Origin of the sequence: Cohnella candidum, assembly GCF_003713065.1 — a bacterium.
Classification (GTDB): Bacteria; Bacillota; Bacilli; order Paenibacillales; family Paenibacillaceae; genus Cohnella; species Cohnella candidum.
Window position 1 is genome coordinate 549064 of sequence record NZ_CP033433.1, and the last position, 26258, is coordinate 575321.

25 protein-coding genes are annotated in these 26258 nt (G+C 58.3%); 24 read left to right on the forward strand and 1 reads right to left on the reverse strand.

Features of this window, described 5'->3' with window-relative positions:
- The first annotated feature begins 30 nt into the window (after positions 1-30).
- The 13 genes from EAV92_RS02515 to EAV92_RS02575 all read left to right on the forward strand — a co-directional run bounded on the left by EAV92_RS02515 (position 31) and on the right by EAV92_RS02575 (position 14666).
- Complete coding sequence (locus EAV92_RS02515) at positions 31-1302, forward strand: glycoside hydrolase family 1 protein (RefSeq protein ID WP_123039617.1); 1272 nt, start codon at positions 31-33, stop codon at positions 1300-1302.
- A gap of 13 nt (positions 1303-1315) precedes the next feature.
- Entirely contained in the window at positions 1316-2854 is a 1539-nt protein-coding gene (locus EAV92_RS02520; RefSeq protein WP_123039618.1) for a glycoside hydrolase family 43 protein, read from the forward strand.
- Positions 2855-2867: 13 nt separating this feature from the next.
- Positions 2868-3779 (forward strand): alpha/beta hydrolase, encoded by a 912-nt coding sequence (locus EAV92_RS02525; RefSeq protein ID WP_123039619.1) that lies wholly within the window; start codon positions 2868-2870, stop codon positions 3777-3779.
- A gap of 17 nt (positions 3780-3796) precedes the next feature.
- Positions 3797-5488 (forward strand): glycoside hydrolase family 5 protein, encoded by a 1692-nt coding sequence (locus EAV92_RS02530; RefSeq protein WP_164472610.1) that lies wholly within the window; start codon positions 3797-3799, stop codon positions 5486-5488.
- A gap of 18 nt (positions 5489-5506) precedes the next feature.
- Positions 5507-7264: a DUF5605 domain-containing protein gene (locus tag EAV92_RS02535; RefSeq protein ID WP_123039621.1), complete on the forward strand. Its 1758-nt coding sequence runs from the start codon at positions 5507-5509 to the stop codon at positions 7262-7264.
- 169 nt (positions 7265-7433) lie between these two features.
- A complete protein-coding gene (locus tag EAV92_RS02540; RefSeq protein ID WP_241158520.1) occupies positions 7434-8444 on the forward strand; it encodes a quercetin 2,3-dioxygenase in 1011 nt (336 codons plus the stop codon).
- Positions 8441-9337 carry an alpha/beta hydrolase gene (locus EAV92_RS02545; protein WP_123039623.1) on the forward strand — a complete coding sequence of 299 codons (897 nt, stop codon included), beginning with the start codon at positions 8441-8443 and terminating at the stop codon, positions 9335-9337. Before EAV92_RS02540 ends, EAV92_RS02545 begins: the two co-directional genes overlap by 4 nt.
- Positions 9338-9430: 93 nt before the next feature.
- Positions 9431-9985 (forward strand): NADPH-dependent FMN reductase, encoded by a 555-nt coding sequence (locus tag EAV92_RS02550; protein WP_123039624.1) that lies wholly within the window; start codon positions 9431-9433, stop codon positions 9983-9985.
- Positions 9986-10019: 34 nt separating this feature from the next.
- Positions 10020-11006: an ABC transporter substrate-binding protein gene (locus EAV92_RS02555; RefSeq protein ID WP_123039625.1), complete on the forward strand. Its 987-nt coding sequence runs from the start codon at positions 10020-10022 to the stop codon at positions 11004-11006.
- Positions 11007-11123: 117 nt separating this feature from the next.
- Positions 11124-12059, forward strand: coding sequence for a fumarylacetoacetate hydrolase family protein (locus EAV92_RS02560; RefSeq protein WP_123039626.1), 936 nt, complete (start codon positions 11124-11126; stop codon positions 12057-12059).
- Positions 12056-13012 carry a VOC family protein gene (locus EAV92_RS02565; RefSeq protein WP_123039627.1) on the forward strand — a complete coding sequence of 319 codons (957 nt, stop codon included), beginning with the start codon at positions 12056-12058 and terminating at the stop codon, positions 13010-13012. The genes EAV92_RS02560 and EAV92_RS02565 overlap by 4 nt, the downstream gene beginning before the upstream one ends.
- 13 nt (positions 13013-13025) lie before the next feature.
- Complete coding sequence (locus tag EAV92_RS02570) at positions 13026-14207, forward strand: acyl-CoA dehydrogenase family protein (protein ID WP_123039628.1); 1182 nt, start codon at positions 13026-13028, stop codon at positions 14205-14207.
- A 12-nt stretch (positions 14208-14219) separates the two neighbouring features.
- The gene (locus tag EAV92_RS02575; RefSeq protein ID WP_123039629.1) at positions 14220-14666 is read left to right on the forward strand and encodes a pyridoxamine 5'-phosphate oxidase family protein; all 447 of its coding nucleotides are present in this window, start codon (positions 14220-14222) and stop codon (positions 14664-14666) included.
- Here the strand turns inward: EAV92_RS02575 and EAV92_RS02580 are convergent.
- Positions 14660-15583, reverse strand: a complete 924-nt coding sequence (locus EAV92_RS02580; RefSeq protein ID WP_123039630.1) for a LysR family transcriptional regulator — start codon at positions 15581-15583, stop codon at positions 14660-14662. The genes EAV92_RS02575 and EAV92_RS02580 overlap by 7 nt on opposite strands.
- Positions 15584-15642: 59 nt before the next feature.
- On the opposite strand from EAV92_RS02580, the gene EAV92_RS02585 reads away from it, so the two are divergent.
- The 11 genes from EAV92_RS02585 (at position 15643) to EAV92_RS02635 (ending at position 26120) form a co-directional block, all read left to right on the forward strand.
- Complete coding sequence (locus tag EAV92_RS02585; RefSeq protein WP_123039631.1) at positions 15643-16443, forward strand: DODA-type extradiol aromatic ring-opening family dioxygenase; 801 nt, start codon at positions 15643-15645, stop codon at positions 16441-16443.
- Positions 16444-16475: 32 nt separating this feature from the next.
- A complete protein-coding gene (locus EAV92_RS02590; RefSeq protein WP_123039632.1) occupies positions 16476-17933 on the forward strand; it encodes an aldehyde dehydrogenase in 1458 nt (485 codons plus the stop codon).
- Between the two features lie 18 nt (positions 17934-17951).
- Positions 17952-18734: a 2-keto-4-pentenoate hydratase gene (locus EAV92_RS02595; RefSeq protein WP_123039633.1), complete on the forward strand. Its 783-nt coding sequence runs from the start codon at positions 17952-17954 to the stop codon at positions 18732-18734.
- Positions 18735-18755: 21 nt separating this feature from the next.
- On the forward strand, positions 18756-19661 hold the full coding sequence (locus EAV92_RS02600) for an acetaldehyde dehydrogenase (acetylating) (RefSeq protein ID WP_123039634.1): 906 nt from the start codon (positions 18756-18758) through the stop codon (positions 19659-19661).
- On the forward strand, positions 19658-20677 hold the full coding sequence (gene dmpG / locus EAV92_RS02605) for a 4-hydroxy-2-oxovalerate aldolase (RefSeq protein ID WP_123039635.1): 1020 nt from the start codon (positions 19658-19660) through the stop codon (positions 20675-20677). Before EAV92_RS02600 ends, dmpG begins: the two co-directional genes overlap by 4 nt.
- Positions 20678-20699: 22 nt before the next feature.
- Positions 20700-21482, forward strand: a complete 783-nt coding sequence (locus tag EAV92_RS02610; RefSeq protein WP_123039636.1) for a 2-keto-4-pentenoate hydratase — start codon at positions 20700-20702, stop codon at positions 21480-21482.
- Between the two features lie 19 nt (positions 21483-21501).
- Entirely contained in the window at positions 21502-21696 is a 195-nt protein-coding gene (locus EAV92_RS02615) for a 4-oxalocrotonate tautomerase (protein ID WP_123039637.1), read from the forward strand.
- Positions 21697-21699: 3 nt separating this feature from the next.
- Complete coding sequence (locus tag EAV92_RS02620; protein ID WP_123039638.1) at positions 21700-22635, forward strand: amidohydrolase family protein; 936 nt, start codon at positions 21700-21702, stop codon at positions 22633-22635.
- 227 nt (positions 22636-22862) lie between these two features.
- On the forward strand, positions 22863-24059 hold the full coding sequence (gene pobA / locus EAV92_RS02625) for a 4-hydroxybenzoate 3-monooxygenase (protein ID WP_123039639.1): 1197 nt from the start codon (positions 22863-22865) through the stop codon (positions 24057-24059).
- Positions 24060-24123: 64 nt separating this feature from the next.
- Positions 24124-25377: an MFS transporter gene (locus tag EAV92_RS02630; RefSeq protein ID WP_164472611.1), complete on the forward strand. Its 1254-nt coding sequence runs from the start codon at positions 24124-24126 to the stop codon at positions 25375-25377.
- Between the two features lie 116 nt (positions 25378-25493).
- A complete protein-coding gene (locus EAV92_RS02635) occupies positions 25494-26120 on the forward strand; it encodes a LysE family transporter (protein ID WP_123039641.1) in 627 nt (208 codons plus the stop codon).
- Positions 26121-26258: the final 138 nt, after the last annotated feature.

Below are 26258 nucleotides of genomic sequence, written 5' to 3' on the forward strand. Positions count from 1 at the left end.
GCAATCCCGTTTTCGTAAGGAGAGATAAATTTGACCGCTTCCGTTTTTCCCGATTCTTTTCTATGGGGGACTGCGACCTCCGCCCATCAAGTAGAAGGGAACAATCTGAACTCCGATGTCTGGGCAGAAGAATATGCGGAAGGTTCGCCTTATCGCGACCGTTCCGGCGATGCCGTCGACCATTATCATCTTTACAGGGAAGATATCCGGCTGCTGGCGTCGCTCGGGTTGAACAGCTATCGATTCTCCATAGAATGGGCACGCATCGAACCGGAGCCGGGGGCTTACTCGAAAGCCGAGCTGGCGCACTACCGGGATATGATCCGGGCCTGCAAGGAAAACGGCATCACGCCGGTCGTCACCCTGATGCACTTTACCTCCCCGCGCTGGCTGATGCAGCTTGGCGGATGGAAGAATCCCGAGACGGCAGACCGTTTCGCCCGATACTGCGAATTCGTCTTCCAGGAAATCGGCGAGGACATTCCCTATGCGCTTACCCTGAATGAGGCCAATCTGCCCGTACTGCTAAAGGAACTCTTCATCAACTTGAATTTCATGCCGCCTGTCGGGATCGACGCGAAATCTTGGACGGCACCCGGCTGGAGGGAATCTGCGGCACGGCGCTGCGGCACGACGATCGATCGGTATTTTACGTTCCACATGGCATCGGACGAAGCTTCCCTTGGCATCGTGTTGGACGCGCATCGGAAAGCGAGAGCCGCGATCAAGAAAGCTTCGCCTTCTACCCGGGTGGGCTTGTCTCTCGCGCTTCCGGATGTACAATGCATGCCCGGAGGCGAAGAGCATGCCGCCCGCAAATGGCACGATTATTTCGGCCAGTTTCTGCCTGCGATCCAAGGCGACGATTTTCTCGGCGTTCAGAATTACGCCCGGGAAGTGTACGGACCGAATGGCTTGATCTCCATGGCCGAAACGGCGGAGGAGACGACGGCGATGGGGACGGAGTTCCATCCCGAGGCGCTTGCGGGGGCCGTGCGCAGAGCCGCGCAAAGTCTTGCCATCCCGATCATGGTCACCGAGCACGGTATCGCCACCGAGGATGACGATCAGCGCGTGCGATTCATACGAAGAGGGCTCAAAGGATTGCAGGTCTGCATTGCCGAGGGCATCGAAGTGTTGGGTTATCTGCATTGGTCCGCTTTCGACAACTTCGAGTGGACGTTCGGTTACGCGCCCCGTTTCGGTTTGATCACGGTAAATCGCGATACGCAAGAGCGAACCGTTAAAGAAAGCGCCAAGCTGCTAGGGAATATCGCGCAGGAAAATGGCGTCATTGGATAGAGGAGGTGCGCTCATGCCGTATTCAAATCCCGTACTGCCCGGGTTTTATCCGGATCCGAGCATTTGCCGCGTCGGCTCCGACTATTATTTGGTGACGAGTTCGTTTCAGTTTTTTCCGGGCGTGCCGATCTTCCACAGCCGGGACCTCGTCCATTGGCGCCAAATCGGCCACTGTCTGGAACGCGAAAGCCAGTTGGATTTGGAAGGCTGCAAAAGCTCGCTCGGCATTTTCGCTCCTACCATTCGGCATCACGACGGCAGATTCTATATGGTCACGACCAACACGAACGGTTTTCGGAATTTCTTCGTGTGGGCGGACAAGCCGGAAGGGCCATGGTCGGAACCCGTATGGCTGGATTGGCCGGGAATCGATCCGTCCTTGTTTTTCGACGATGACGGACGCGTCTACTTGACCGGCACGGGCGGATTTTTGGGCAATGAGCCGCTCGGGATCTATCAGGCGGAGATCGAAATCGACACCGGCCGGCTCTTATCCGATCGGAAATTCATTTGGAGCGGGACCGGCGGGAAAGCGCCGGAAGGTCCCCATCTCTACAAAATCGAAGGCATCTATTACCTCCTGATCGCGGAAGGAGGAACCGAGTACGGCCACATGGTCACGATCGCCCGAAGCGACAGTCCCTATGGCCCTTTTGAAATTTGTCCTGGCAATCCGATTTTGACGCATCGAAGTACGGACAGCCCCATTCAGGCTACGGGGCATGCCGATCTTGTAGAGACGGAGGACGGCAGCTGGTGGGCGGTTTTTCTCGGCATTCGACCGGCGCCCTTTATGTTCAGAGGTTTGCATCATCATTTGGGCCGGGAAACGTTTCTCGCACCGGTCTCTTGGTCTTCGGATGGCTGGCCGATGATTGGCGATGCCGGGAAAGCGGCGCTCACGATGGACGCCGAAACGCTGCCGCTGGGGCAAGCCGCCGTTCGCCCGCCGGCGAAAGACGATTTTGAAAATGGACAGTTGCCGTTCTATTGGAACTTTCTGAGGAATCCGGCGGAAGGGAGCTGGACCCTTGATGACCGGCCCGGATGGCTGACGCTGTACGGTTCCGCGCCCTCCTTGGACGACGCAGGAGCGCCGGCTTTCGTCGGCAGGAGGCAGCAGCATTTTGATTGCGCCGTTTCCGCAAAGCTGTCGTTCGACCCAGTGAAAGACGGCGAGGAGGCCGGCCTCACGGTTTACCGGGATGAGAAGTTCCATTACGAAATCGCGCTGGCTCATCGAAACGGAACCCGGAAAGTTATTTTGCGTAGGCGGGTCGGCTCTTTATGGAAAGTGGAGCTGGAAGAGGATTACGACGCTTCGGAGATCGTGTTGGGCATTGAGGCAGACGCTTCCCGATATTCCTTCTACTTTGCAAGTCCGGGTGGGGAGCGAAAGACTTTCGGCTTCGGAGAATGTTCGTTTTTGTCCAGCGAAGTCGCCGGCGGGTTTACCGGGGTTTACTTCGCGATGTACGCAACCGGCAACGGGCAGCCTTGCTCTACATCCGCAGCTTTTGATTGGTTTGAATACATTCCAACAAACGAATAAGGAAGGTGCGCTTATGCTGAGCGAAACGATCCAACTTTGGGACGGCCGTGTGGAAGTACGTGTACAAAGCTACATTTTGAATGATTCCAAGGAGTTTCAATCCGGCGTCAAACGTCCGGCCGTCATCATCTGTCCGGGCGGAGCATATCTAGGAACGTCCGACCGGGAAGCGGAGCCCGTCGCCCTCAAATTCGCGTCAAAAGGATACCATGCGTTCGTTCTGCGATATACGACCTACTTCAAGGAATGGGTCACGGATTTCCGGAATCCGCCTCCGAGCAACCCCTTGTCCGTCTATCCGCAGCCGTTGTTGGATCTTGGGCGTACGATCGCCATGATCAGGGAGAATGCGGAACAATGGAACATCGATTCCGATCGCATCGCGGTCGCCGGATTTTCCGCGGGCGGACATTTGGCGGCGAGTCTGGGCGTCCATTGGCATGAAAGCTGGTTGGGTGAAAGGTTGAACGTTGATAACACCCTGCTTAAGCCGAATGCACTCGTTTTGGGTTATGCACTGTTGGATTACGTGTTAATGCGGGAAGAAACGGCGAAGGGACCGAACGAAATGATGAGGGGATTGTTCGAAGTTTCAAATCGGGCCGTTTTCGGAAAACCGGATCCTTCGACGGAGGAATTGATCGAGAGAAGCCCCGCTTACCATGTCAACTCCAACACCCCGCCGACCTTCCTATGGCATACGGCGGAAGACGACGGCGTGTTTGCGCAGAATTCCCTCCATTTCGCAATCGAGCTTGCAAAAAACAAAATTCCTTACGAGCTCCACGTATTCGAGAAAGGGCCGCACGGCTTGTCCTTGAGCGACGAAACGACAGCCGCCATTCCCGAGCATCTCAATCCGCACGCCAAGGTTTGGTTCGATACGGCGATCAGTTGGTTGAGCACTCGGATGTCCGTTCAATGAGAAAAGGAGCTGGCGACGTGAATTTATTTTCCAACCAACGAGTCAAAGGGTTTTTGAAAACAAATGGCAGAATCCTGGTCAACGGCGACGGAGAGGAAATCCTGCTTCGGGGCTGGGGCGCTGGCAGCTGGAATAACCCGGAGGGTTTTATGATCGGCGGGCCGCCGCTCAATTTTCTTGCCGCGAAATCCGGCCATCATAGGGCGGCGCCGATGGACAGAGGCCGCACGATGAACCAAACGATCATCGAGATGTGCGGCCCGGAATATGCCGAGCGCTTCTGGTCCCAGTGGTTTCGCAACCATTTGGGCGAGAGGGATATTCAGGCCATGGCCGGGTACGGGTATAACTCCGTTCGCCTGCCCATCAGCGCGCGGACGTTCCTGTACGAGGAGCCGGGTTACCGATATAACGAGGATTCGTTCCAAATGCTGGACGAAATTCTCGGCTATTGCGAAAAGCATAAGGTCTACGCGATTTTGGACATGCACGGCGCGCCCGGCGGGCAGTCGGGTTTGTCCTGCGACGACGGGATCGACAACATTCCCCATATGTTCCTGGAGGAGGAGAATCGGGAGCGCGCGATCGCGCTGTGGGAGGAGTTCGCGAGGCGGTATAAGGATCGTTGGATCGTCGCCGCTTATGAGCTGTTGAACGAGCCCATTTCGACGCCGCGCTGGGATCACCTGATTCCCGAGCTGCTCAGATTTTACGACGAGTGCATCGCGCGAATCCGGAAAATCGATAAGCAGCACGCGATCGTCCTGGGCGGGAACCGGTTCAACTGGGCGGTGGATCTGTTCAATAAGAACTTCGATCCTGAATGCTCGAATTGGTTCATCGCGTTCCATCGGTACGGAGGTTCGCCGGAACCGAAAACGATCCACCAGTATGTCAGTAAGAGCGTCGAACTGAACGTCCCGATGTGGATGGGAGAAGGGGGCGGCAGTCCCGAGTGGATTTCTACGTTCGCGGAGCTGGCGGCGGAATACCATATCGGAACCAATCTCTGGGCATGGAAAGCGGCGGAAGGCGACTTCCACAGTCCTTGCGCGTATAAATTGCCCGAGGATTGGCAGTTGGTGCGCGATTACTACAATGGAGGAGCCAAGCCCGGATACGAAAAAAGCCGCGGGATTTGGGACGAGGTGCTGGAGAACATCAAGTTCGAGAACTGCGTGATCGATCATGCCGTGCATGACTTCTATAACCGCCGCCCTTCGTCTACGCTGCCGGCCGTTTCGTACAACGCGGTTCCGGGCCGCGGGGAATCTTTTTCCGGCCGTCATTTGTACTCCAACCCGTACGATATCCGGCTCGCGGACGAGATGAAGATCGTCTACGATCCGGATAAACAAGCGCCGGATAAGAGCCCGCAAGGCGTTATCTTCGGCGAGAAACACGTGATGGATCCCGAAGGGCTGGATTGGGCGAACGTAAGCCTGGAGCTTAGGCAAGGAGAGTTTGCGACGTATACCGTTCGGAACGTAAACGAGGGGTGCAAGCTCAAGTTGGAGTATTACGCGGCGGGAGCTGCCAAGCTCGTGGCGGAAACGGATGGGGCAACCATCGGAACATTGGCGGTAACGGCGGCGGAATTCGGGAAACAGACGGCGGAGATCGGAACGATCCCGACAGCCGAAGCGGTGACGATCAAGCTTTCCGTTGCTCAGGGCACCGTCATCCTGAAGAGACTCATTTTCGAGTAAGAGGAGGAGAATCCCAACATGGCTTTCAACGCGAATACGAAAATCGGTATCCTCATGAAGAACGAGGCGGCCGCCGAAATTTTGCTCCGGCATATCCCGGAAATACTCTTCAAAACGGCGCCTCACATCGCCTCTCTCATGAAGAGCGTAACGCTGGAGAAGTTTGAGCAATTCCATCGGGCAGAGCTGCAACGGCCGGATTGGCTCAACATCGTTCTTGCTGAACTGTCCCAGCTGCCGGCGGAGGCGCAAGCTCTTCAGGAGGAGCCGGAAATCATTCCGTCTCCTGACTACGAGCCTGCAAGCGTAGCCGCCGGCTCCGCCACCGTCACGGCGCCTTCGCAAGCCGAGCAATGGGGCATCTATGAAATCGAGCTGCAAGGTCCCAGCCACGGCAATCCTTTCACGGATGTGGTACTTGGCGCCGAGTTCCGCACGGGTGACCGCGCCGTTCGAATGGCAGGTTTTTATGACGGGGAAGGCGTTTATCGGATCCGTTTCATGCCGGACGTCCAGGGTGCATGGACGTTCCGGACGTACAGTTCGGCTCGCTCGTTGTACGGAATCGAGGGATCGTTCCTCAGCGTCGCGCCATCCGCAGGCAACCATGGTCCCGTCTGCGTGAAAAATACGTACCATTTTGCCCATGAAGACGGTACTCCCTACATCCCGGTAAGCACCACCTGTTATGCCTGGACGCATCAAGGGAATGAAATGGAAGAGCAGACGTTGGAAACGTTGAAAACTTCCCCGTTCAACAAGATGCGGATGTGCGTGTTCCCGAAGTCGTACCTGTTCAATTCGAACGAACCGGAATTCTACCCGTTTGAAGGCTCCCTGCAGGAAGGCTGGGACTACACCCGCTTCAACCCGGCTTTCTTCCGTCACCTGGAGAATCGGATCTCCGATCTTGGCAAGCTGGGAATCGAAGCGGATCTTATTCTATTCCATCCTTATGACCGCTGGGGTTTCTCGGAAATGAGCCGCGCCGCGGACGACCGTTACCTGCGCTATATCGTTGCCCGCTTGTCCGCATACCGTAACGTATGGTGGTCGCTCGCCAACGAATACGACCTGATGTGGTCCAAGGAAGAGGACGACTGGGAGCGGTTCGCCGCAATCGTGACGGAGAACGACCCTGTCGGCCACCTGATTTCGAACCACAACTGCTTCGCGTTCTATGATTTCTCGAAGCCATGGGTGACGCATTGCAGCATACAGCGCATCGATGTTTACAAAACGTCGGAGTTTACGAAAGAATGGCGCGACAAGTGGAAAAAGCCGATCGTCATCGACGAATGCGCTTATGAAGGCGACATCGACCAAGGCTGGGGCAACATCACGGGCGAGGAGATGACGCGCCGGTTCTGGGAAGGCGCCGTTCGCGGCGGCTACGTCGGGCACGGCGAGACTTACCTGAACCCGGAGGAAGTGCTGTGGTGGTCCAAAGGCGGCAAACTGACCGGTACCAGCCCGGAACGGATCGCCTTCCTGCGCCGAATCACGGAAGAAAGCCCGGGAGGCGTGTTGGAGCCTCTGACCTCGGAATGGGACGTGCCTTGCGCCGGCATTCCCGACGAGTATTACTTGTACTATTTCGGCTTCACGCAGCCCGGTTTCCGCCATATCAACCGGACGCCGGGCATCCGTTACCAAGTCGAAGTGATCGATACGTGGAATATGACCGTAGAGAAGCTTGAAGGCCTGTACGAAGGAAGCTTCCGGATTGAATTGCCGGGCCGGCCGTATATGGCGCTGCGCATGACCCGGGCGTAGGGGTAAATCCATAAGCAACGGCGATTTCTGAAATTCGGATTGTCTATTATCGCGAATGAAAAGGTTAGGGTATGATGGACCTGTAAGCGCTGACAATAAAGCGTCATGGGAGAGTGTTACGGTGAGCACGCGAATCATCCAACAGTTGCCGGAAACGAAATCCTCTTATATGATCCCTGCCGGAGAAGGCGATCGATATGTCTTCGGCACGCAAGTCGCCTCCATCATGGCCAACGCGCGCAGCATTGGTGACTCTCTCGAAATCGTACTTTTGTGCGGAGGTCGAGGAGACCACTTCCCGCTTCATTCGCATGAGCAGGCAAGCGAAGCGATATACGTGCTGGACGGAAAGCTGGAAGTCCAGATCGGCACGCAGAAACGTTTGCTCACGACGGGCGATTATGCCCACATCCCGGCGGGAATCCCGCATGCCTACAAGATGCTAGCCCATCGGACCCGATTCTACTCCGTGACGATCGGCGGAGAAGTATCGGATTTCTATCGGAAAATCGGGGAGAGTTACGAGCGGCATGAACGGCCTCATTTGCCCCAGGACGCATTGACATCGGAAAAATGGGGCGAAGCGGCGGAAGGGCTGGATATCCGTTTCGTCGACGTCAGCTCGGTAGCGGTGGAAATTCCGCTTGTCGATAACGGAACGGTTCCGGATCGGGTGGTCCCCTATATTCTCGAAAACGGCGACGGGGACCATACGCTGAGCGGAGACCAGGTGCATTCCTTCTTGTCCACGCAAGCCGCTACGGGCGGCGGATACATCGTGTTGATGTCGTCCGGCCCCAAAGGCCAGCCGATCGGGGAGCACTACCATGAAATCACGAACGAAACGTTCTTCTGCATTCAGGGGAGCATGACCCTATGGGTCGACGGCGAAGAACTGTCGCTGCAACCCGGCGACTTTGTCTATGTGCCGGCAGGCGTGAAGCATAAATTCCGGATGGACTCGCATTACACGAAGTTCATGGGCGTGCTTACGCCGGGCAGCTTCGAAGGCTTTTTCCGCATTCTCGGTGATCCATACGCCTATCCGATTTTTCCGACGGAGCCGGCTCCGTACCGTTTCGACCGAGTCATTCAAAGAATCGCCGAGCTGGATTTGAAAGTCACCGGCCGGCCGCCGGGCGTGCCGGGACCGGCAGACGGGAAGCACGAGAGCGCATGAGGAAAGTCGAGATGCTGGAAGGCCTTGTGTACTCCTCGCCCGGGGGACGGGCGCTTATCGCCGATCTATACTTGCCTCAGGGCTCTGAGGAGACGGCGCCCGTCATCCTGTGGCTGCATGGCGGAGGCTGGCGCGTCGGCGACCGGAAGCTGGGGCCGGACTTATCCCGGTATTTCGCGGAGCGGGGTTTCGCCATGGCGAGCATCGATTACCGGCTGAGCGGGGAGGCGAAGTTTCCCGCGCAGATCGAGGACGTGCTGGCCGCGATAGACTGGCTTTGCCGGGTCGGCCCGGAGTACGGGATCGACGCCAAGCGGATCGGCCTGTGGGGCTCATCGGCCGGCGGCCACTTGGCCGCAATGGCCGGGGCATTGCGGCCTGCGGTGGTGCGCGCGGTCGCGGACGGCTACGGCCCCACCGATTTTCTGCAAATGGACGATCACCGGATAAGGGAGGAGAAAGCTTCCGATGATCCGGAATCCGTCCGCCTGCACCCCGGGAATCGCAGCGCGGATCCGGACTCGCCGGAATCCCAGCTGCTGGGGGCGCCGATCGGAGAAGTACCGGAGAAGGTTCGGGAGGCGAATCCGATCACCTTCGTGAAGCCAGACATGCCGCCATATCTGATTCTGCATGGATTGAGCGACCTGGCGGTTCCCTCTCACCAGAGCGAACTGTTGTTTACCGCGCTGGCTTCCGGCGGTAATGACGCTACGCTTGGATTGGTGCCGGGATTGGGGCATGGCTTCTTCAACCGGAACGATCTCGGACAGGACAAGGCGCTCCCTATGCAGGTCCGACATTCCTCTGGCCAAGTGCCGGAGTGGATGCCAGAGGGAGAGCCTCGGCTCTCCTTCGATTTCATTGAAGCGTTTTTCCGGTTTTACTTGTAAGAGAGTTTGAGCCCGGGACGGCCATTCGCCGTTTGACCGGGCTTTTGTTTTGTCTGGTTGGGAAATCCAAACAAGCTACGGGAGAGAACGAACATGAGCGAAAGACTGGATATTGCGATAATAGTCGGCAGTTTGAGAGCGCGGTCCTACAACCGCTGCTTTGCGGAGTTTATCCGCAGCCGGTATGCATCCTCTTATCGGGCGGAATTCGCCGATATCGGGGTTCTGCCCCACTACAACCAAGACAACGAGTTGGACCCGGGGCCGGAAGTCGCCGCTTTCAAGCGGCAAATCGCGGTAGCAGACGGCGTTGTCATCGTCACTCCGGAATTCAACTGGTCGATCCCCGGCGTGCTGAAAAACGCGATCGACTGGCTCTCCCGAGTGGACAAAGCGCTGATCGGCAAGCCGGTGATGGTCGCGGGCGTATCGGGGGGAAGTCGTGGCACGCTCCGGGCGCAGCTGCAGCTCAGGCAAATCCTTCAGAGCAACGGTGTCAACGTGAAGCTGCTGCCCCCCGCCGGCAACGAAGTGTTGATCGGCGACGCGGCGCAGAAGTTCGACGAAACCGGTGCTCTCGTGGATCAAGAACTTATTGCCTACATGGACGGAGTCATGAAACGGTTTCAGGAGTGGATCCGCAGCTAAAGCAAAACATACCCAACCACAGGAGGCCCCGCCCATGTCCCAGCTCTCGCTTACCTTAGCCTGCGCCGATTACGACCGCATCCAAGCGCTGGCGGACGGTTCGGTCCAGCCGAACGGAATCGATTTGAACGTACTCAAGCTGCCGCCGGATGAAATTTTCCGCCGGATGCTGCAAAACCGGGAGTTCGACGTTTCCGAACTGTCCGCCTCGAACTACCTGATGGCCAAAGATCAAGGAACGCATGGCTTCACGGCGCTGCCCGTTTTCCTGTCGCGGACGTTCCGCCATCCCTCTATTTACATCCGTACGGACAGCGGAATCTCCGGCCCGGAGCATCTTCGCGGTAAAAGGATCGGCGTGCCGGAATATCACGTCACCGCTTTGGTGTGGGTTCGCGGCATGCTGCAGCATCAGTACGGCATCCATCCTTTCGAGATCGAATGGTTCTGGGGAGGCGTGGACGCGCCCGGCAGCCGTCAGGGACGCATCGCTATGGCCCTGCCTCCGGGAATCCGGCTGACCGCGATCGGCGAAGACCAAAGTTTAAACGGCATGCTGAAGGAGGGAGAGATCGACGCGATCATATCCCCGAGGGCTCCGGCTTCCTTCTTGAAGGGCGAGAGCCATATGACCCGGTTATTCCCGGATTACAAGGCTGCCGAAACGGATTACTACCGACAAACAGGGATTTTCCCGATCATGCACTTCGTCGTCATCCGGGATGAGATTCTGGAGCGCCATCCATGGACGGCCCTGAATCTCTTTCAAGCGTTTCTTCAAGCCAAAGAGAAAGCGTACCGCAACCTGGAGCAAATCGGCTCCTTGCGTGTCATGCTGCCTTGGTTGGCGGACGAACTGGAACAAACGAAACGGTTGATGGGACCGGATTATTGGTCATACGGAATCGCGCGCAATAAGGCCGTACTCGAAACTCTCATCCGTTATTCCTTCGAACAAGGGCTGATCCGCCGCGAGATTCCGCTGGCAGAGCTGTTCGCCCATTCGACGCTGGCTACGTGATTCCGGTTATAAGATTTCGCGATTTCTCACAGTGAATCTATGTATTTCACCAAAAAATCGCCGTCCCTTAAGATGAAAATGTAAGGTTACGATTACCAACGAGAGGGGTTTATCCATTTGAAAATCGTCACTTTCTCCGCTAAAGGCGAACCGTTCCGGCTGGGTCTTCTGCTGGACGACCATAAACTCGTAGATCCGCAGCAAGCATACCGCGAGAAATTGGAGAGCGAAGGCCAGGGCCGGGCGGCCGAGATCGCAGGCGCTTTGCTGCCTTCGGACCCGACCTCGTTCCTGGCGAACGGACCGCTCGCCGCCGATGCTGCCGAAGAAGCGTTGGAATATGCCCGCCGCCATCCGGAATCGAAATCGGTTTACGGCAAATCCGATGTCCGGATCGGGCCGCCGGTCCCGCGTCCGAACAAAATCGTTTGCGTCGGTCTCAACTATAAAGACCACATCCTGGAGATGAAGCGGGATTTTCCGGCTCATCCGGTCATCTTCGCCAAATACGCGATCGCGGCAGCCGAGCCGAACGGTACGTTCCCGCTCGACTCCCAGCTAACGCAGAAGCTGGACTACGAGGCGGAACTTGCCTTCGTCATCGGCAAGAAAGGCAAAAACATCTCCGAAGCGGATGCGCTGGATTACGTGGCAGGATACACGGTCGTCAACGACATTACGGCGCGGGACATGCAGAAGAGAACGATCCAATGGCTGCAGGGCAAAACGCTCGACAAGAGCTTGCCGATGGGTCCGCACCTCGTGACCAAGGACGAGATTCCCGACCCGCACGCGCTCGACATTTCGCTCACGGTGAATGGGGAGCTGCGCCAGAAATCCAACACCGAACAGCTGCTGTTTAACGTCAACTACCTGGTGTCCTTCTTGTCCGGCTTCATGACGCTGGAACCCGGCGACGTCGTGTGCACGGGCACGCCGGGCGGCGTAGGGGAAGCGCAAGGCAAGTTCCTGAAAGACGGGGACGTCGTGCGCGTCGAAATCGGGGGCATCGGTTCGATCGAAACCCGGATCGTGGAGGAGGGGGCGCGATGAGCGGACAGCGGGAACCCATTCGGGATGTCGCCCATCTGGCGCATGTCGAGCTGCTGACCCCCAAACCCGAGGAGAGTCTCGTTTTCTTCCGCGATCTGCTCGGAATGGACGAGGTTTCCCGGGACGGTCAATCCGTGTTTCTTCGGGCATGGGGAGACCAACAGCTGTACAGCCTCAAGCTGACGGAATCGGCGCAGCCGGGCCTCGGCCACGCGGCGTTACGCGCCTATTCCGCGGAAGCCTTGGATCGCCGGGCAGCCGACCTCACGAACGGCGGTTTCGGGACCGGTTGGTCGGAGGGAGATTACGGACACGGCCGAACGTTTCATTTTCGCGGACCTGACGGACACCCGATGGAGATCTTCTACGAGGCCGAGCGCTATGCGGCGCCCTCCCATCTCAAGCCCGCGCTCAAAAACCAGCCCCAGAAAACCGCGGCCCACGGCGCGTCCGTCACCGCATTGGACCATATCAACCTGTTCAGCTCCAACGTCGATTCCGAAAGTGCATTCCTTCAGGAACGACTCGGTTTCCGCCTTAGCGAAGTGGCGGTTACCGACGAAGGCAAGCAAACGACGGCCTGGCTGCACGTCACCAACAAGTCCTACGACCTGGCGGTTTCGCTCGACAAAACGGGCGCCAAAGGACGTTTTCATCATCTCGCTTACAAAGTCGACAGCCCGGAAATGATCCTGCGCGCCGCCGACATTTTCATCGACAACGGGATTTTCATCGAGGCAGCGCCGGCGAAACACGTGGCGGGGCAAACCCTGTTCGTGTACGTCTATGAACCGGGCGGCAACCGCATCGAAGTTTGCGCGGGAGGGTTCTTGATCTTGTCGCCGGACTGGGAAACGATCGTTTGGACGCAGGAAGAGAGAAAGCGCGGGTTGGCGTGGACAAATCCGCTGCCTGCGACCTTCCACACTTACGGAACGCCGGACATCAAATAAGGGGGACACCGACATGCAGGAAGTTGCCAATCAATTAACCCGAGATGAAGCCGTCGTCCGAGCCAAGTCATTATTTTCTAACGTCCGCGCCCGCGCGCGCCAAGCCGAAGAGCTGCGCCATCAGCCGCCGGAAACGATCGAGGAGATTCGCGCGACCGGCTTGATCCGGGCATTGGTTCCGGCGCGTTACGGCGGCCACGAGCTCGGTTGGAGCACGTTGGCCGATACCGCCATCGAAGTCGCCAAAGCAGATCCTTCAGCCGGCTGGTGCTACTCGCTGCTGCTGCTCCATAACTGGATGGTCGCGTTCCTTCCGGACCAGGCGCAAGCCGACGTCTGGCGGAACGGCCCGGACGCGACGGTCTCCACTTCCATCAATCCGTTCCCCGGCTCCAAAGCGGAGCGCGTGGACGGAGGCTACCGGTTAAGCGGAAAATGGGGTTTTTCCTCCGGTATCAACCATAGCGACTGGACGATGATTACCCACCGGGTGGAGGACCCGACGTCCGAAGGCGGCAAGAAAGTGCTCTGGTTCCTGGTTCCGAAGCAAGATCTTCAAGTCGTCGATATCTGGCACGTGATCGGCATGCGCGGCACGGGCAGCAACGTGCTCGAGCTGACGGACGTGTTCGTGCCAGACTATCGGACGATGGAGCAGCAAGCGTGGAACTTCAATGGCATTTCGCCGGGCATGCAGGTCAACAGGGCGCCGCTCTACCGGATTCAACTATCCGCGGTCATGCCGGTCACGCTGCTTTCCGTCATTTTAGGATCCACGAAGGGTGCTTACGACATTTGGCGGGAGAATCTCATCAAGAGCAAAACGAGGGCGGGCGCGAAAACGGCCGAGCAATCCCACCAGCAAATCCGGCTCGCCAAAGTGGCGGTGAAAATCGAGGCGGCGGAAGCGCTGCTGAGGCGTTCTTTGGAAGTCGTGGAATCGGGGAGGGTGCTGGAGTACGAGGAGCGCGTGCGGCTTCGCTGCAACTACGCCTACTGCGTGGAGCTGTGCCAGGAGGCGATGGAGACGATCTACACGACCAGCGGCGCTTCCGCCGCGGCCGAGAGCAATCCGCTGCAGCTTTTCTGGAGGGATATCCACGCGGGAGCCGCCCACACCGCATTCAATTTCGATTGGCTCGGGGAAATTTTCGGGAAGCTGGAGCTCGGCATTCCGTCGAAAATGGAGTACTAGGAGGCGAGTGACATGGCCAAAACGGCAGACCGATTGAACGAGCGGCTGGTCGCCTCTCTTCAGGGCGAGAAGATCGTGCAGCTGATCACGATGGATAAAGATACGAACCTGCCCAACTTAAGCGCCGTTTCCTGGCTGCTGGCGGATCCGTCCGGCAAAACGGTGAACATTGCGATGGGGCCTAAAGCGGCCAGCGTGGAAAATATCCGGCACAATCCGCACGTGGTTCTCGGTTTCTTTGCGGACGGAAGTTACTACGCGTTAAGCGGAACTGCTTCCGTCTCGGACACGTTCGAACGCACGATGAAGCTGTGCGTCGTGACCGTGGAGGCGGAAGCCGTGGAGGATGCGATCTTCTATGGCGGCCAGGTGACCGTGGAGCCGGCTTATATCAAAACCTACAACCCGGAGCTGGCCAAGAAGCTGGACGAAGAGGTTTACGAACTGCTTCGTCAGTGATCCGCCGCGGCCGGCAATTCCGGCTGGATCGCCTCCAGCTCTTCCAGAAAGAGCGGGATGGAGGGATTGAGGTTTCCTTTCTTCCAGGCGACGGCAAGCTCGAAGCTGCCGTCCTCCGAGTCCTCAATCTCCACAAAACGGAGCGAGGAACTCGCCGACATCTCGAAATCCTTCGGCAATATCGCGATACCCAGCCCCGCCTCCACGAGGATCATGACCGTGTCCACGAAGCGGGGCTGGCTGGCGATTTTCGGCGTGAAACCGCTTTTTTCGCACAGCTGCACGATGTAATGGAACGAACCGACGTGGTTGTCCTGCCGGTTGTAGATGATGAACGGCTCGTCCGCCAGCTCGGACAGGTTCAGCGCGGCGCGGTTCGCCAGCGGGTGGTCGCACGGCAGGACGACCCGGTAAGGCGCGCGCCGGATGATCTTCGTCCGGATGCCGTCGATCCGGCTGAGGCCCGCGGGCGCCGTGAATCCGACGTCAAGGTCTCCATTTTCCAATGCTTCCTTGAGCATCCGGATCGGAAAGTGGTTGAGGCTTAGCTCGATTTTGGGATATTTCGCGCGGAATCGGCGGATCAGTTCCGGAAGGAACGTCCGCACGTGGGGCGCCAGGAACCCGACGGCTAAGCTGCCGATGGTGCCGGATTCCGCCTGCCGAGCCTTCACGACCGCCTCCGCGGATTTGGTCACGATCTGCTCGGCTTCCTTGAGGAAAACCGCGCCGGCCGGCGTGAGCTGGACCGAACGTTTGCTGCGCACGAACAGCTTGGTGCCGATTTTGTCTTCCAAGTCCGCGATTTGCTGGCTGATCGCCGATTGGGCGACGAACAGCTGGTTGGCGGCTTCCGTGAAGCTTAAATGCTCGGCCACTTTAATGAAATAGCGCAACTGTCTCAGATCAAGATCCATGGTACCCCCGGTTTTCCGTTTATGGTTCCCATTCTATCACAGAGCTGGAGGTTTGCGAGATGTCATTGGAAATGGCTTTGCTGGTCGCGCATGCACCGAGCATGTGCCACGAAGAAAACGTCCCCGTGTTTCAGCAGTCGCTCGTAGCAGGATTGAAGAAGATGCGGGATCGGATCGTGGAGGCGGGAACGGAAGTCGTCGTCATCATCTCCACCCATTTCGCCGCGCCGTTTCACCATTGTGTCGACGTGACTCCGCACCATAAGGGCATTTTGACCGCGTTCGAAGCGTTGGACCTGATTTCGGACGTCCCTTACGAGTATCCGGGAGACGAGGAACTGGGGAAACAGCTGGCGGCCGCGGGAAAACGGATCGGCGTTCCGGTGCTGGAAGTGAACGATACGACTTACGTTTGGGACTACGGAACCGTCGTGCCCCTCCGTTACCTCGTTCCGAATGAGGACATCGCCGTCGTCAGCCTGTCCGTGTGCCTCTCCGCCCCCTTGGAAGAGACGTACCGCTGGGGGACGGCCATCGGGCAAACCTTGCGCGAGGGCGGCAAAAAGACCGTTTTCGTCAGCAGCGGAGCTTTGTCCCACAATCTCGTACGCGGGCGCGAAAACATGCCCTCCCGGTCGGAGCAAGCGATGGATTCGCAGTTCATCGGTTATTTGAAGAACGGCCAATACGCCGATGCGCGCGAAATGCTGAACCAATACTCCCGCATTGCCGGCGTTGAATCCGGCGGACGGCATTTGGCCGCGCTGCTCGGCGTGGTAGAACCCACGCAGAAGGCGGAGGTGTGGGGACAGGGACAGTCCTCCGCCAGCTGGAACGCCATCATCTCATTCGCCTCGTAACCTACCTGAAGCCAAGAAGGAGAGAAACTCTTATGCCGACGACGGCAAGAACGCTCGACTGCCATCATTTTATCGACGGGAAATTCATTCCCTCCCTGAACGGGAAGACGTTCGACAATATCAATCCGGCTACCGAAGAGGTGCTCGGCACCGTATCGGAAGGCGGCGCGCCGGAAATCGATCTGGCGGTCAAAGCTGCCAGACGCGCATTATACGGGCCGTGGAAGAAGATGAACGCGAACGACCGGATCGCCGTAATCCGCCGAATCGGGGACTTGATCCTCCAGCGCAAGGAAGAGCTGGCCGAACTGGAGTCGCTCGACACGGGCAAGCCGCTGTGGCTTTCGAACAGCATCGACATCCCGCGCAGCGCCTACAACTTCCACTTCTTCTCCGATTATATCCGCACGATCACGACGGAAGCGACGCAGATGGACGACGTGGCGCTGAACTATGCCATCCGCAAGCCGGTGGGCGTCGTCGGATTGATCAACCCTTGGAACCTGCCGCTGCTTCTGTTGACTTGGAAGCTGGCTCCGGCGCTGGCGGCGGGCAACACGGTCGTCATGAAACCGGCCGAGCTGACGCCGCTCACCGCCACCTCGCTCGCTGAAATTTGCCGCGACGCCGGGTTGCCGGACGGCGTGCTCAATCTCGTGCACGGCTTCGGGCCGGACTCGGCCGGCGCCGCGCTCGTCGAGCATCCGGACGTGAACGCGATCAGCTTCACGGGGGAAACGACGACGGGCAAGATCATCATGGCTTCCGCGGCCAAATCGCTTAAACGACTGTCCTATGAGCTGGGCGGCAAAAACCCGAACGTCATTTTCGCCGACGCGAACCTGGACGAAGTCATCGAAACGACGATGAAGTCCAGTTTCATCAACCAAGGCGAGGTGTGCCTCTGCGGCTCCCGGATATACGTGGAACGCCCGGCCTACGAAGCGTTCATGGAGAAGTTCGTCGCGAAAACGAAAGAGCTGGTCGTCGGCGATCCCTTCAAAGAGAAGACCAAGGTGGGCGCGCTGATAAGCCAAGAGCATTACGAGCGCGTCACCGGTTACATCAAGCTTGCCGTGGAAGAGGGCGGCACGATCGTCAACGGCGGCAAACGTCCGGATGGACTGGAGCGCGGCTACTTCCTCGAACCCACTATTATCACGGGACTGAGCCGCGAATGCCGCGTGGTGAAAGAAGAGATTTTCGGGCCGGTCGTGACGGTCATTCCTTTCGACACCGAAGAGGAAGTTCTGGATCAGGTGAACGATACGCATTACGGCTTGAGCGCTTCCGTCTGGACGAACGACCTTCGACGCGCGCACCGCGTAGCCGCTGAAATCGAGGCGGGCATCGTCTGGGTCAACACCTGGTTTCTGCGCGACCTCCGGACGCCGTTCGGCGGCATGAAGCAAAGCGGAATCGGCCGGGAGGGCGGCGTGCACAGCTTCGAATTCTACTCCGAACTGAAAAACGTCTGCATCAAGCTGTAAAGGGAGGATGGCGTCCACATGAGCAATATCGCGATCGAATTTTCCGAGCACCTGGAGCAAGCCGTCAAGACCGGCCGGGGCGTCCAGCCCCTGACGGAGATCAAGCCCGACCTGACCGTCGAAGAGGCCTATGCCGTGCAGCTCGCCACGATCGGCAAAAAGGCAGAGGCGGGCGCCAAGATCGTGGGCAAAAAAATCGGCCTGACGTCGCTCGCCATGCAGCAGCTCCTGAAGGTGGATCAGCCCGATTACGGCCATCTGTTGGATGACATGGTGGTGGAAAACGGCGGCGTCATTCCGTTCAGCCGGGTTCTGCAGCCGCGGGTCGAGGCCGAAATCGCGTTCGTTCTGAAACGGGATCTCATCGGCCCCCGGATATCCGCAACGGACGTGCTGCTGGCGACCGATTACGTGCTGCCGGCTCTGGAAATCGTGGACAGCCGCGTAGCGGATTGGAAAATCAAACTGCAGGACACGGTGGCGGACAATGCGTCCTCCGGCCTGTACGTGCTGGGCGGGAGACCGGTGAAACCTTCCGACGTCGATCTGACGCTGGCGGGCATGGCGCTGTATAAGAACGGCGAGCTCATGAATACGGGCGTCGGCGCGGCGGCGCTGGGAAATCCGGCCGCATGCGTCGCATGGCTGGCCAACAAACTGTTCGAGTTCGGGATCACGCTCCAAGCGGGCGAAGTCATTTTGTCCGGCGCTTTGTCGGCGGCGGTGAACGCGGCTCCGGGGGATCATTTCCACACGCGGATCGCCCACCTCGGCGAAGTGTCCGTCCGCTTTCAAGCTTAAGCAGATCGGAGGTTGAAAGAGATGGCCAAAATGAAGGCTGCCGTGCTCGGATCCGGCAATATCGGCACGGACCTCATGTATAAGCTGCAGCGTTCGGACGTGCTCGAAATGACGGCGATGATCGGGATCGACCCGGAATCGGAAGGTCTGGCGCGCGCGAGAAAGCTGGGTTACGAGACGATCGACTCCGGCATTCAAGGCTTCCTGGAGCGAACAGAACTCGCGGATATCGTGTTCGACGCCACGTCGGCGAAGTCGCATATCCGCCATGCGAAAGCCCTTCGGGGCGCGGACAAGATCGCGATGGACCTGACGCCGGCCGCGGTGGGCGCGCTCGTTGTACCGTCGGTGAACCTTCAGCAGCACTTGGATCAAGACAACGTCAATCTCGTGACGTGCGGCGGGCAAGCGACGATTCCGATCGTGCATTCGATCGGCAAAGTCAGCCCGGTGCAATACGCGGAGATCGTCGCGACGATCGCAAGCCGCAGCGCCGGTCCAGGCACGCGGGCGAACATCGACGAGTTCACCGAAACGACGGCCCGCGGCATCGAGCATATCGGAGGCGCCAAACGCGGCAAGGCGATCATCATCCTGAATCCCGCGGAGCCGCCTATTCTGATGCGCGATACGGTCTATGCGCTCGTCGACCCGGAACGGATGGACCAAGAGGCGATCGTGAAGTCCATTCAGGAAACGGTCGCCTACATTCAAAGCTACGTACCGGGGTATCGGCTGCGCACCGAACCGCTGTTCGACGGCAACAAGGTGACGGTATTCCTGGAAGTCGAAGGGGCCGGGGATTATCTGCCCAAGTATTCCGGCAATTTGGACATCATGACGGCTTCCGCCGTCAAGGTGGCCGAGGAGTTGGCGCGGCACAGGCTGTCGGGAGCCGCGGCGCTTAAAGGGGTGAAGCAGGCATGAGTAAGATCGAACGCGATATTCTCCTCACCGAAGTCGCCTTGCGGGACGGCAGCCACGCGATCGCGCACCAGTATACGGTCGAACAAGTGACCCGCGCGGCGAAAGCGCTCGGGGAAGCTGGCGTGCCTTACATCGAGGTGTCCCACGGAGACGGATTGGGCGGCTCGACGCTCCAATACGGCTTGTCCCACACCGACGAAATGAAACTGATCGAAGCCGCCGTCAGCGCCAGCGGCGATTCCAAGATCGCCGTGCTGGTGCTGCCGGGCATCGGCACGGTGGCGGAGATGAAACAAGCGGCCTCGCTCGGCGTCAAGATGGCCCGCGTCGGCACGCACGTCACGGAAGCGGACGTCTCGGCGCAGCATATCCAGAAAGCGAAGGAGCTCGGGCTCGAAACCGTCGGATTCCTGATGATGTCGCACATGGCGCCGGTGGAGAAGCTCGTCGAGCAGGCAAAGCGGATGGAAAGCTACGGCGCGGATGCGGTGTACATGTTCGATTCCGCCGGCGCGCTGCTGCCCGATCAAGTGAGGGAGCGGGTCCGCGCTCTGCGGGAGAACGTCGGCGTGGACATCGGGTTCCACGGGCACAACAACCTTTCTCTCGCGATGGCCAACACGCTGGCCGCGATCGAAGAGGGGGCCAAACGCATCGACGGCAGCATCCGCTGTCTTGGCGCGGGAGCGGGCAATACCCAGACCGAAGTGTTGATCGCCGTTCTGGATCACTTGGGCATCCGGACAGGCATCGATCTATACCGGATCATGGACGTCGCCGAGGAAGTCATCGCGCCGCTCCTGCAGGTGCCGCAGGAAATCACGCGCGACAATCTGGTGCTGGGCTACGCCGGCGTTTATTCCAGTTTCCTGCTGCATGCCAAGCGGGCTTCCCAGCGTTTCGGCGTCGACTCGCGGGATATTTTGATCGAGCTGGGGCGCCGCAACGTCGTGGGCGGCCAAGAAGATATGATCGTCGACGTCGCGGCCGAGCTTGCCGGGTTGCGTCAAGGTTAACGCTCTAGGAGGAAGAGAAACCATGGATAGAGACGAAATACGCAAGTTAGGCCTTTATTTGCTGGACGCCCAGGAAAACCGCAGGGAAGTCCCCAAAATCACGAACGACTACCCGGACCTGACGGTCGGCGACGCCTATGAAGTGCAAGAGCAAATCGTGCACAGGAAACTGGAGCAGGGGCTGCGGATCGTAGGTCCGAAAATGGGGCTGACGAGCCAAGCGAAAATGAAGCAGATGGGCGTGAACGACCCGATTTACGGCTATATCTTCGACAATATGGTTGAATCCGGACCGGATATTTCGCTGTCCCGCTATATTCACCCCAAAGTGGAAGCCGAAATCGCGTTCGTGCTCGGAGAAGACATCCAGGGTCCGGGAATTACGGCTGCACAAGTGCTCTCGGCGACGAGATATGTACTGCCGGCGCTAGAGATCATCGACAGCCGCTACGAGAATTTCCAATTCACGCTGCCGGACGTGATCGCGGACAACGCTTCTTCATCCGGCGTCGTGTTCGGTTCGGTTATCAAACGTCCGGACGAATTGGAGCTCGATTTGCTGGGCGTGACGCTCAGCATCAACGGCGTGATCAAGGACCTGGGTGCCGGAGCCGCCGTCGTCGGCCATCCTGCCGCTTCCGTTGCGATGCTCGCCAACATGCTCGCACGCAAGGGATTAAAGCTGAGGGCCGGGGAAGTTATCCTCACCGGCGGCATCACGGGCGCGCTGCTGCTGAGCGAAGGCGACGTCGTGACCGCCCGGTTTGACGGGCTCGGATCCATCGAATTTACCGTGAAAGCCTGACAGAGGGGAGCTTGCGAATATGCCGATCATTAACATTCAACTCATGGAAGGCCGCCCGCCGGAGAAAATCAAGTCGTTGATCGTGAAAGTCACCGATGCGGTGGCCGAGGAATTGAATTCGCCGAAGGACCGGATCCGGGTGCTCGTCTCGGAAGTACCGAAGACGCACTGGGGAATCGGCGGCGTACCGGCCTCCGACATTCCGAACCGGTAACCTATGAACGATACCCATACGCATTTCATTCCTCCGCAGGCGATGGACTGGCTGCTCGATAACAGCATGAGGGTGAACGCCCAGTTTCGGAAGCAGCCGGGCAAGGCGGATTTTCTCAGCGTGAACGGCAAGTGGGAGTTCGAGCTGAAGGAAGCCTTCGTGAATCCGGAGCTCTATCTGGCGGAGCAGCGCGAGGCCGGTATCCTGCACTCGCTCGTATCGCCGATTCCGCAGCTTTTCCTGTACGATTTCGCGCCGGAAATCACGCTGGAGCTGTCGCGCTGCTATAACGACGGCATGGCGGATTGGGTGGGGAATCATCGGGACCGGCTTTCCGCGCTCGCCACATTGCCGATGAACGATCCGGAATCCGCCGCGCTTGAGCTCGAACGGGCGATGGGCCACGGGCTTCGCGGGGCGATCGTCGCCTCTTCGTGGTCGGGAAAGCTGCTGAGCGACGAAGCGTTCGCGCCCTTCTGGGAGACGGCGGACCGGCTGCGGGCCATCGTGTTCGTCCATCCGCTGCTTTGCGAGGACCCGCGCCTGCGGCAGAAAATGCTTCCGAATCTGATCGGCGTACCGTGGGAAACGACGGTGTGCGCCACCGCCTTGCTGCTGAATGGATACGCCGAACGTTACCCGGGCGCGAAAATCCTTCTGGCACACGGCGGCGGCTTCATGCCGTACCAGATCGGTCGGTTGTCCAAAGGCTGCGAGCAATGGCCGGCCGTGGCGGCTTCGCTCAGCGAATCGCCGATCGATGCAGTCAAACGCTTCTGGTACGACTCCGTGCTGTGGAGCGAAAGCTCCCTGCACCACTTGGTGCGTACCGCAGGCATTGATCGAGTGACGCAAGGGACCGATTATCCCTTCGATTTGTGCGAGTGGCCGCCGGCGAAGCTGGTCCGAAACGGGTTTGACTCTTTGATGAAAGTTTGAGGACGCCGAGTTGTTGCTTTTGAGCAATAACTCATCGGATTTGTCGGCGGTAGGACCCGTTTTATTGCTTTCGGACACTAAATCTCCTTAGATTTCCGATTCTGGGTGGAAAGATGAGGTTTTTATTGCCCAAATCAAATAACTTAGACAGATTTTGGCTCAAGTCTCCGAGTTATTGCTGAAAAGCAATAACTCGTGACGGCTCTTGCACTGGAGGTGACGCACGAATGGGGATCACGCGTACGCAAGTCGCAATCATCGGAGCCGGTCCGGCGGGTTTGCTCCTCGCGCATCAGCTTCATCAGATCGGCATCGAATCCGTCATCGTCGAGTCCCGGACCCGCGAGGAGATCGAGGGAACGATCCGCGCCGGCGTGCTGGAGCAAGGAACCGTTGACTTGATGAACCGTCTGGGCGTCGGGGATCGGATGATGAAGGAAGGCCATTTCCACGAAGGGTTCGAGCTGCGATTCAACGGTAAAGGACACCGGATCAACGCGCACGAACTGACCCAAGGAAAGTACATCACCGTCTACGCGCAGCATGAGGTGATCAAAGACTTGGTCGCGGCTCGCTTGCGGCAGGGGGGGACGATACACTTCAACGTCGGGGACGTAAGTCTGCACGACGTGGACGGCTCGTCGCCGAAAATCCGTTTCCGCCCCGACAAGGATGGAGAGCTTCAGGAAATCCATTGCGATTTCATCGCCGGATGCGACGGCTTTCACGGTCCGAGTCGGCCCGCGATTCCGCAATCGATCCGCACGGAATATCAGAAGCTGTATCCGTTCGGGTGGCTCGGCATCCTGACGGAAGCCCCACCCTCCGCGCTGGAGCTGATATACGCCAACCATGATCGAGGCTTCGCGCTCCTCAGCACGCGTTCTCCGCAAATTCAGCGGCTCTACCTGCAGGTCGACGCCAAGGATGACATCGCGAACTGGTCGGACGACCGGATTTGGAGCGAGCTGCACACGCGGCTGGAAACCAGGGAGGGGTTCAACCTCATTGAAGGCCCGATTTTCCAGAAGGGTATCGTGTCGATGCGCAGCTTCGTCTGCGATCCGATGCAATACGGCAGGTTATTCTTGGCCGGGGACGCGGCCCATATCGTTCCGCCGACTGGGGCGAAGGGTTTGAACTTGGCGGCGGCGGATACGCAATTCCTGGTCAGAGGGCTTGAGGCTTATTACAAGCAAGGCCGGCCGGATCTGCTCGAGCGTTATACCGAAGTTTGCCTGCGGAGAGTATGGAAGGCCGAGCGGTTCTCCATGTTCATGACGAACTTGCTGCATCGGAATTTCGACCATTCGCCGTTCGAGAGGCAAATCCAGCTCGCGGAGCTGGACTACGTGACATCGTCTAGGGCGGCGTCGGTGAGTCTTGCGGAAAATTACGTCGGTTTGCCGATGCAGTATGACTGATTTTCCGGGCATTTTCATGAAAGCGTTTCGATTTGAGTCTGAATCTCAAGGAGCGTAAATGAAGATGGAGAAAAGAAAAGGATGGCGGACGTACGAAAACGGCTTGGTTCTGATGATGTTCATCGTATTCGGTCTCGTGTTCTTCGAACGGCTGAACATTCTGTACCTGTTCCCGTACATGGCGCCCGATTTGGGCATGAACAACACACAGATCGGTTTGACCGTCGGGGTGCTTGGCATCGCTTGGGCCATCTCGACGATGGTGTTCTCCAGTTTGTCCGATTTCATCGGCTCCAAAAAAGGCATGCTGGTCGTCTTCATCCTGATCTTCTCCGTCGCCACGTTCCTGGGAGGACTCGTCGGCTCGCTCGGTTCGCTGCTGCTCGTGCGGGCATTCATGGGAGCCGCGGAAGGCCCGGTCGTGCCGCTCATTCAATCGATCGTCGCGGCCGAGTCGACGCCGCGGCGCAGAGGCTTCAACATGGGACTGATTCAAAGCGCGTCCAATCTGTTCGGCAGTGCCTTGGCACCGGTCATCGCCATCGGGTTGGCCACCGCGATCAGTTGGCGAAGCGCCTTCTATGTCACGGCCATACCGGCGTTCGTGATGGCCCTCGTGCTCATGAAGTTTCTGCGCAAGCCGGTTATCCATCCTGAGGCGGTCGGCCCGGAGGAAAACTCGAAGCCGACGCGGAAAGAGTTTTTCCAGCTGTTAAAACGGAGGAACATTTGGCTCGGGATGATTCTGTCGGTAGGCAACATCATGTTCTTGCTCAGCATTGCCACGTATCTGCCTAACCTTCTGATCGACGAGGCGAAATACAGCGACGGCGCCAGCTCGGCCGCGCTGGGCTTGTTCGGTCTCCTGATCTTCATCGGACAAGCGGCGGCACCGGCGATCTCCGACCGGATCGGCCGCAAGCCGACGCTGATCTTGTTCTCGTTCGTCGCCATTTTCCTGCCGATCGCGATCATCCTGTTCTATCAAAACTACGCCGTTCTTCTCGTTTGCCTGATCGTTCTGGCGCTCGGCAACGGCTATCAACCGCTCGTCGTCGCGATCATTCCCGCCGAATCCGTGCCGCGTAAATTCGCGGCCTCCTCAATCGCGATTCTGCTGCTCGTGGCTGAGCTTATCGGAGGTACGCTGGGTCCGGTCTTATCGGGCGTGCTCGCCGACAACTTCGGCCTTTCCGCTTCGATGTGGATTCCCATCGGAGCCGCGATCGCGGTGTTCCTTTGCTCGTTCGGTGTCCGCGAGACCGCACCGGTTAAGGTGCAACATGCGGTGCCGCCGCATCCGGACGTGACCGTATAGGATTCAGTCGCCGAAAAACCGCTCTCGACGGAGAGCGGTTTTCGTTTTCGGCAGTCGTACAACCCCTCCGGGCTGAATAAACTTGTACCATTCATCTTATACTCGGAGGGTGTTGAATGGGCGTTTTCCTCAGCTACATAATCCTAGGCTTATCGATTTCCGCGCCGCTTGGCCCCATTAACGCGGCCCAGATCGACAAGGGCATCAAAAACGGCTTCCTGCACGCCTGGCTGATCGGGCTCGGCGCGATGATCGCCGACATTTCTTACATGGTGCTCGTGTTCCTTGGGGTCGTCCATCTGGTCAACCAACCGTTCGTCAAAACGTTCCTTTGGCTCTTCGGCGCCTTCGTGCTTACTTATACGGGGGTAGAGAGCCTTTTGAAAGCCAAGGAAGTCCAGATCAACGAGGAAAGAAGCATAGCCTCCTTCGGCAAGACATTGCTGACCGGGTTTTTGATGTCCGCGTCCAGTCCGTTATCCATCCTGTTTTGGCTGGGCATCTTTGGGTCCGTCCTGGCCCAGACCGCTGCCGTCGCCGACCATTCCCAGTTGATATACTACAGCAGCGGCATCATCGCCGGTATCATGATCTGGGATTTCACGATGGCCGGCATCGCGGGCATTTTCCGAAAATACGTAAACCGGGGTTTTCTGACGGGGATATCGGTCGTTTCGGGCTTTTCCTTGATCGGATTCGGCGGCTACTTCGGGATCCAAGGCCTTCAGATGCTTCTCGCCTGAGCCTGAGGAACGAGACTTTCGCCGGATACGGCCCATGATGAAAGTGATCGCCGCGATGACCGCGAGAAAACAGAGACTGATCCACAAACCCGGCCGGCTGGTGGCATGGGATACGGTTCCGAGCATGGCCGTGGAGAT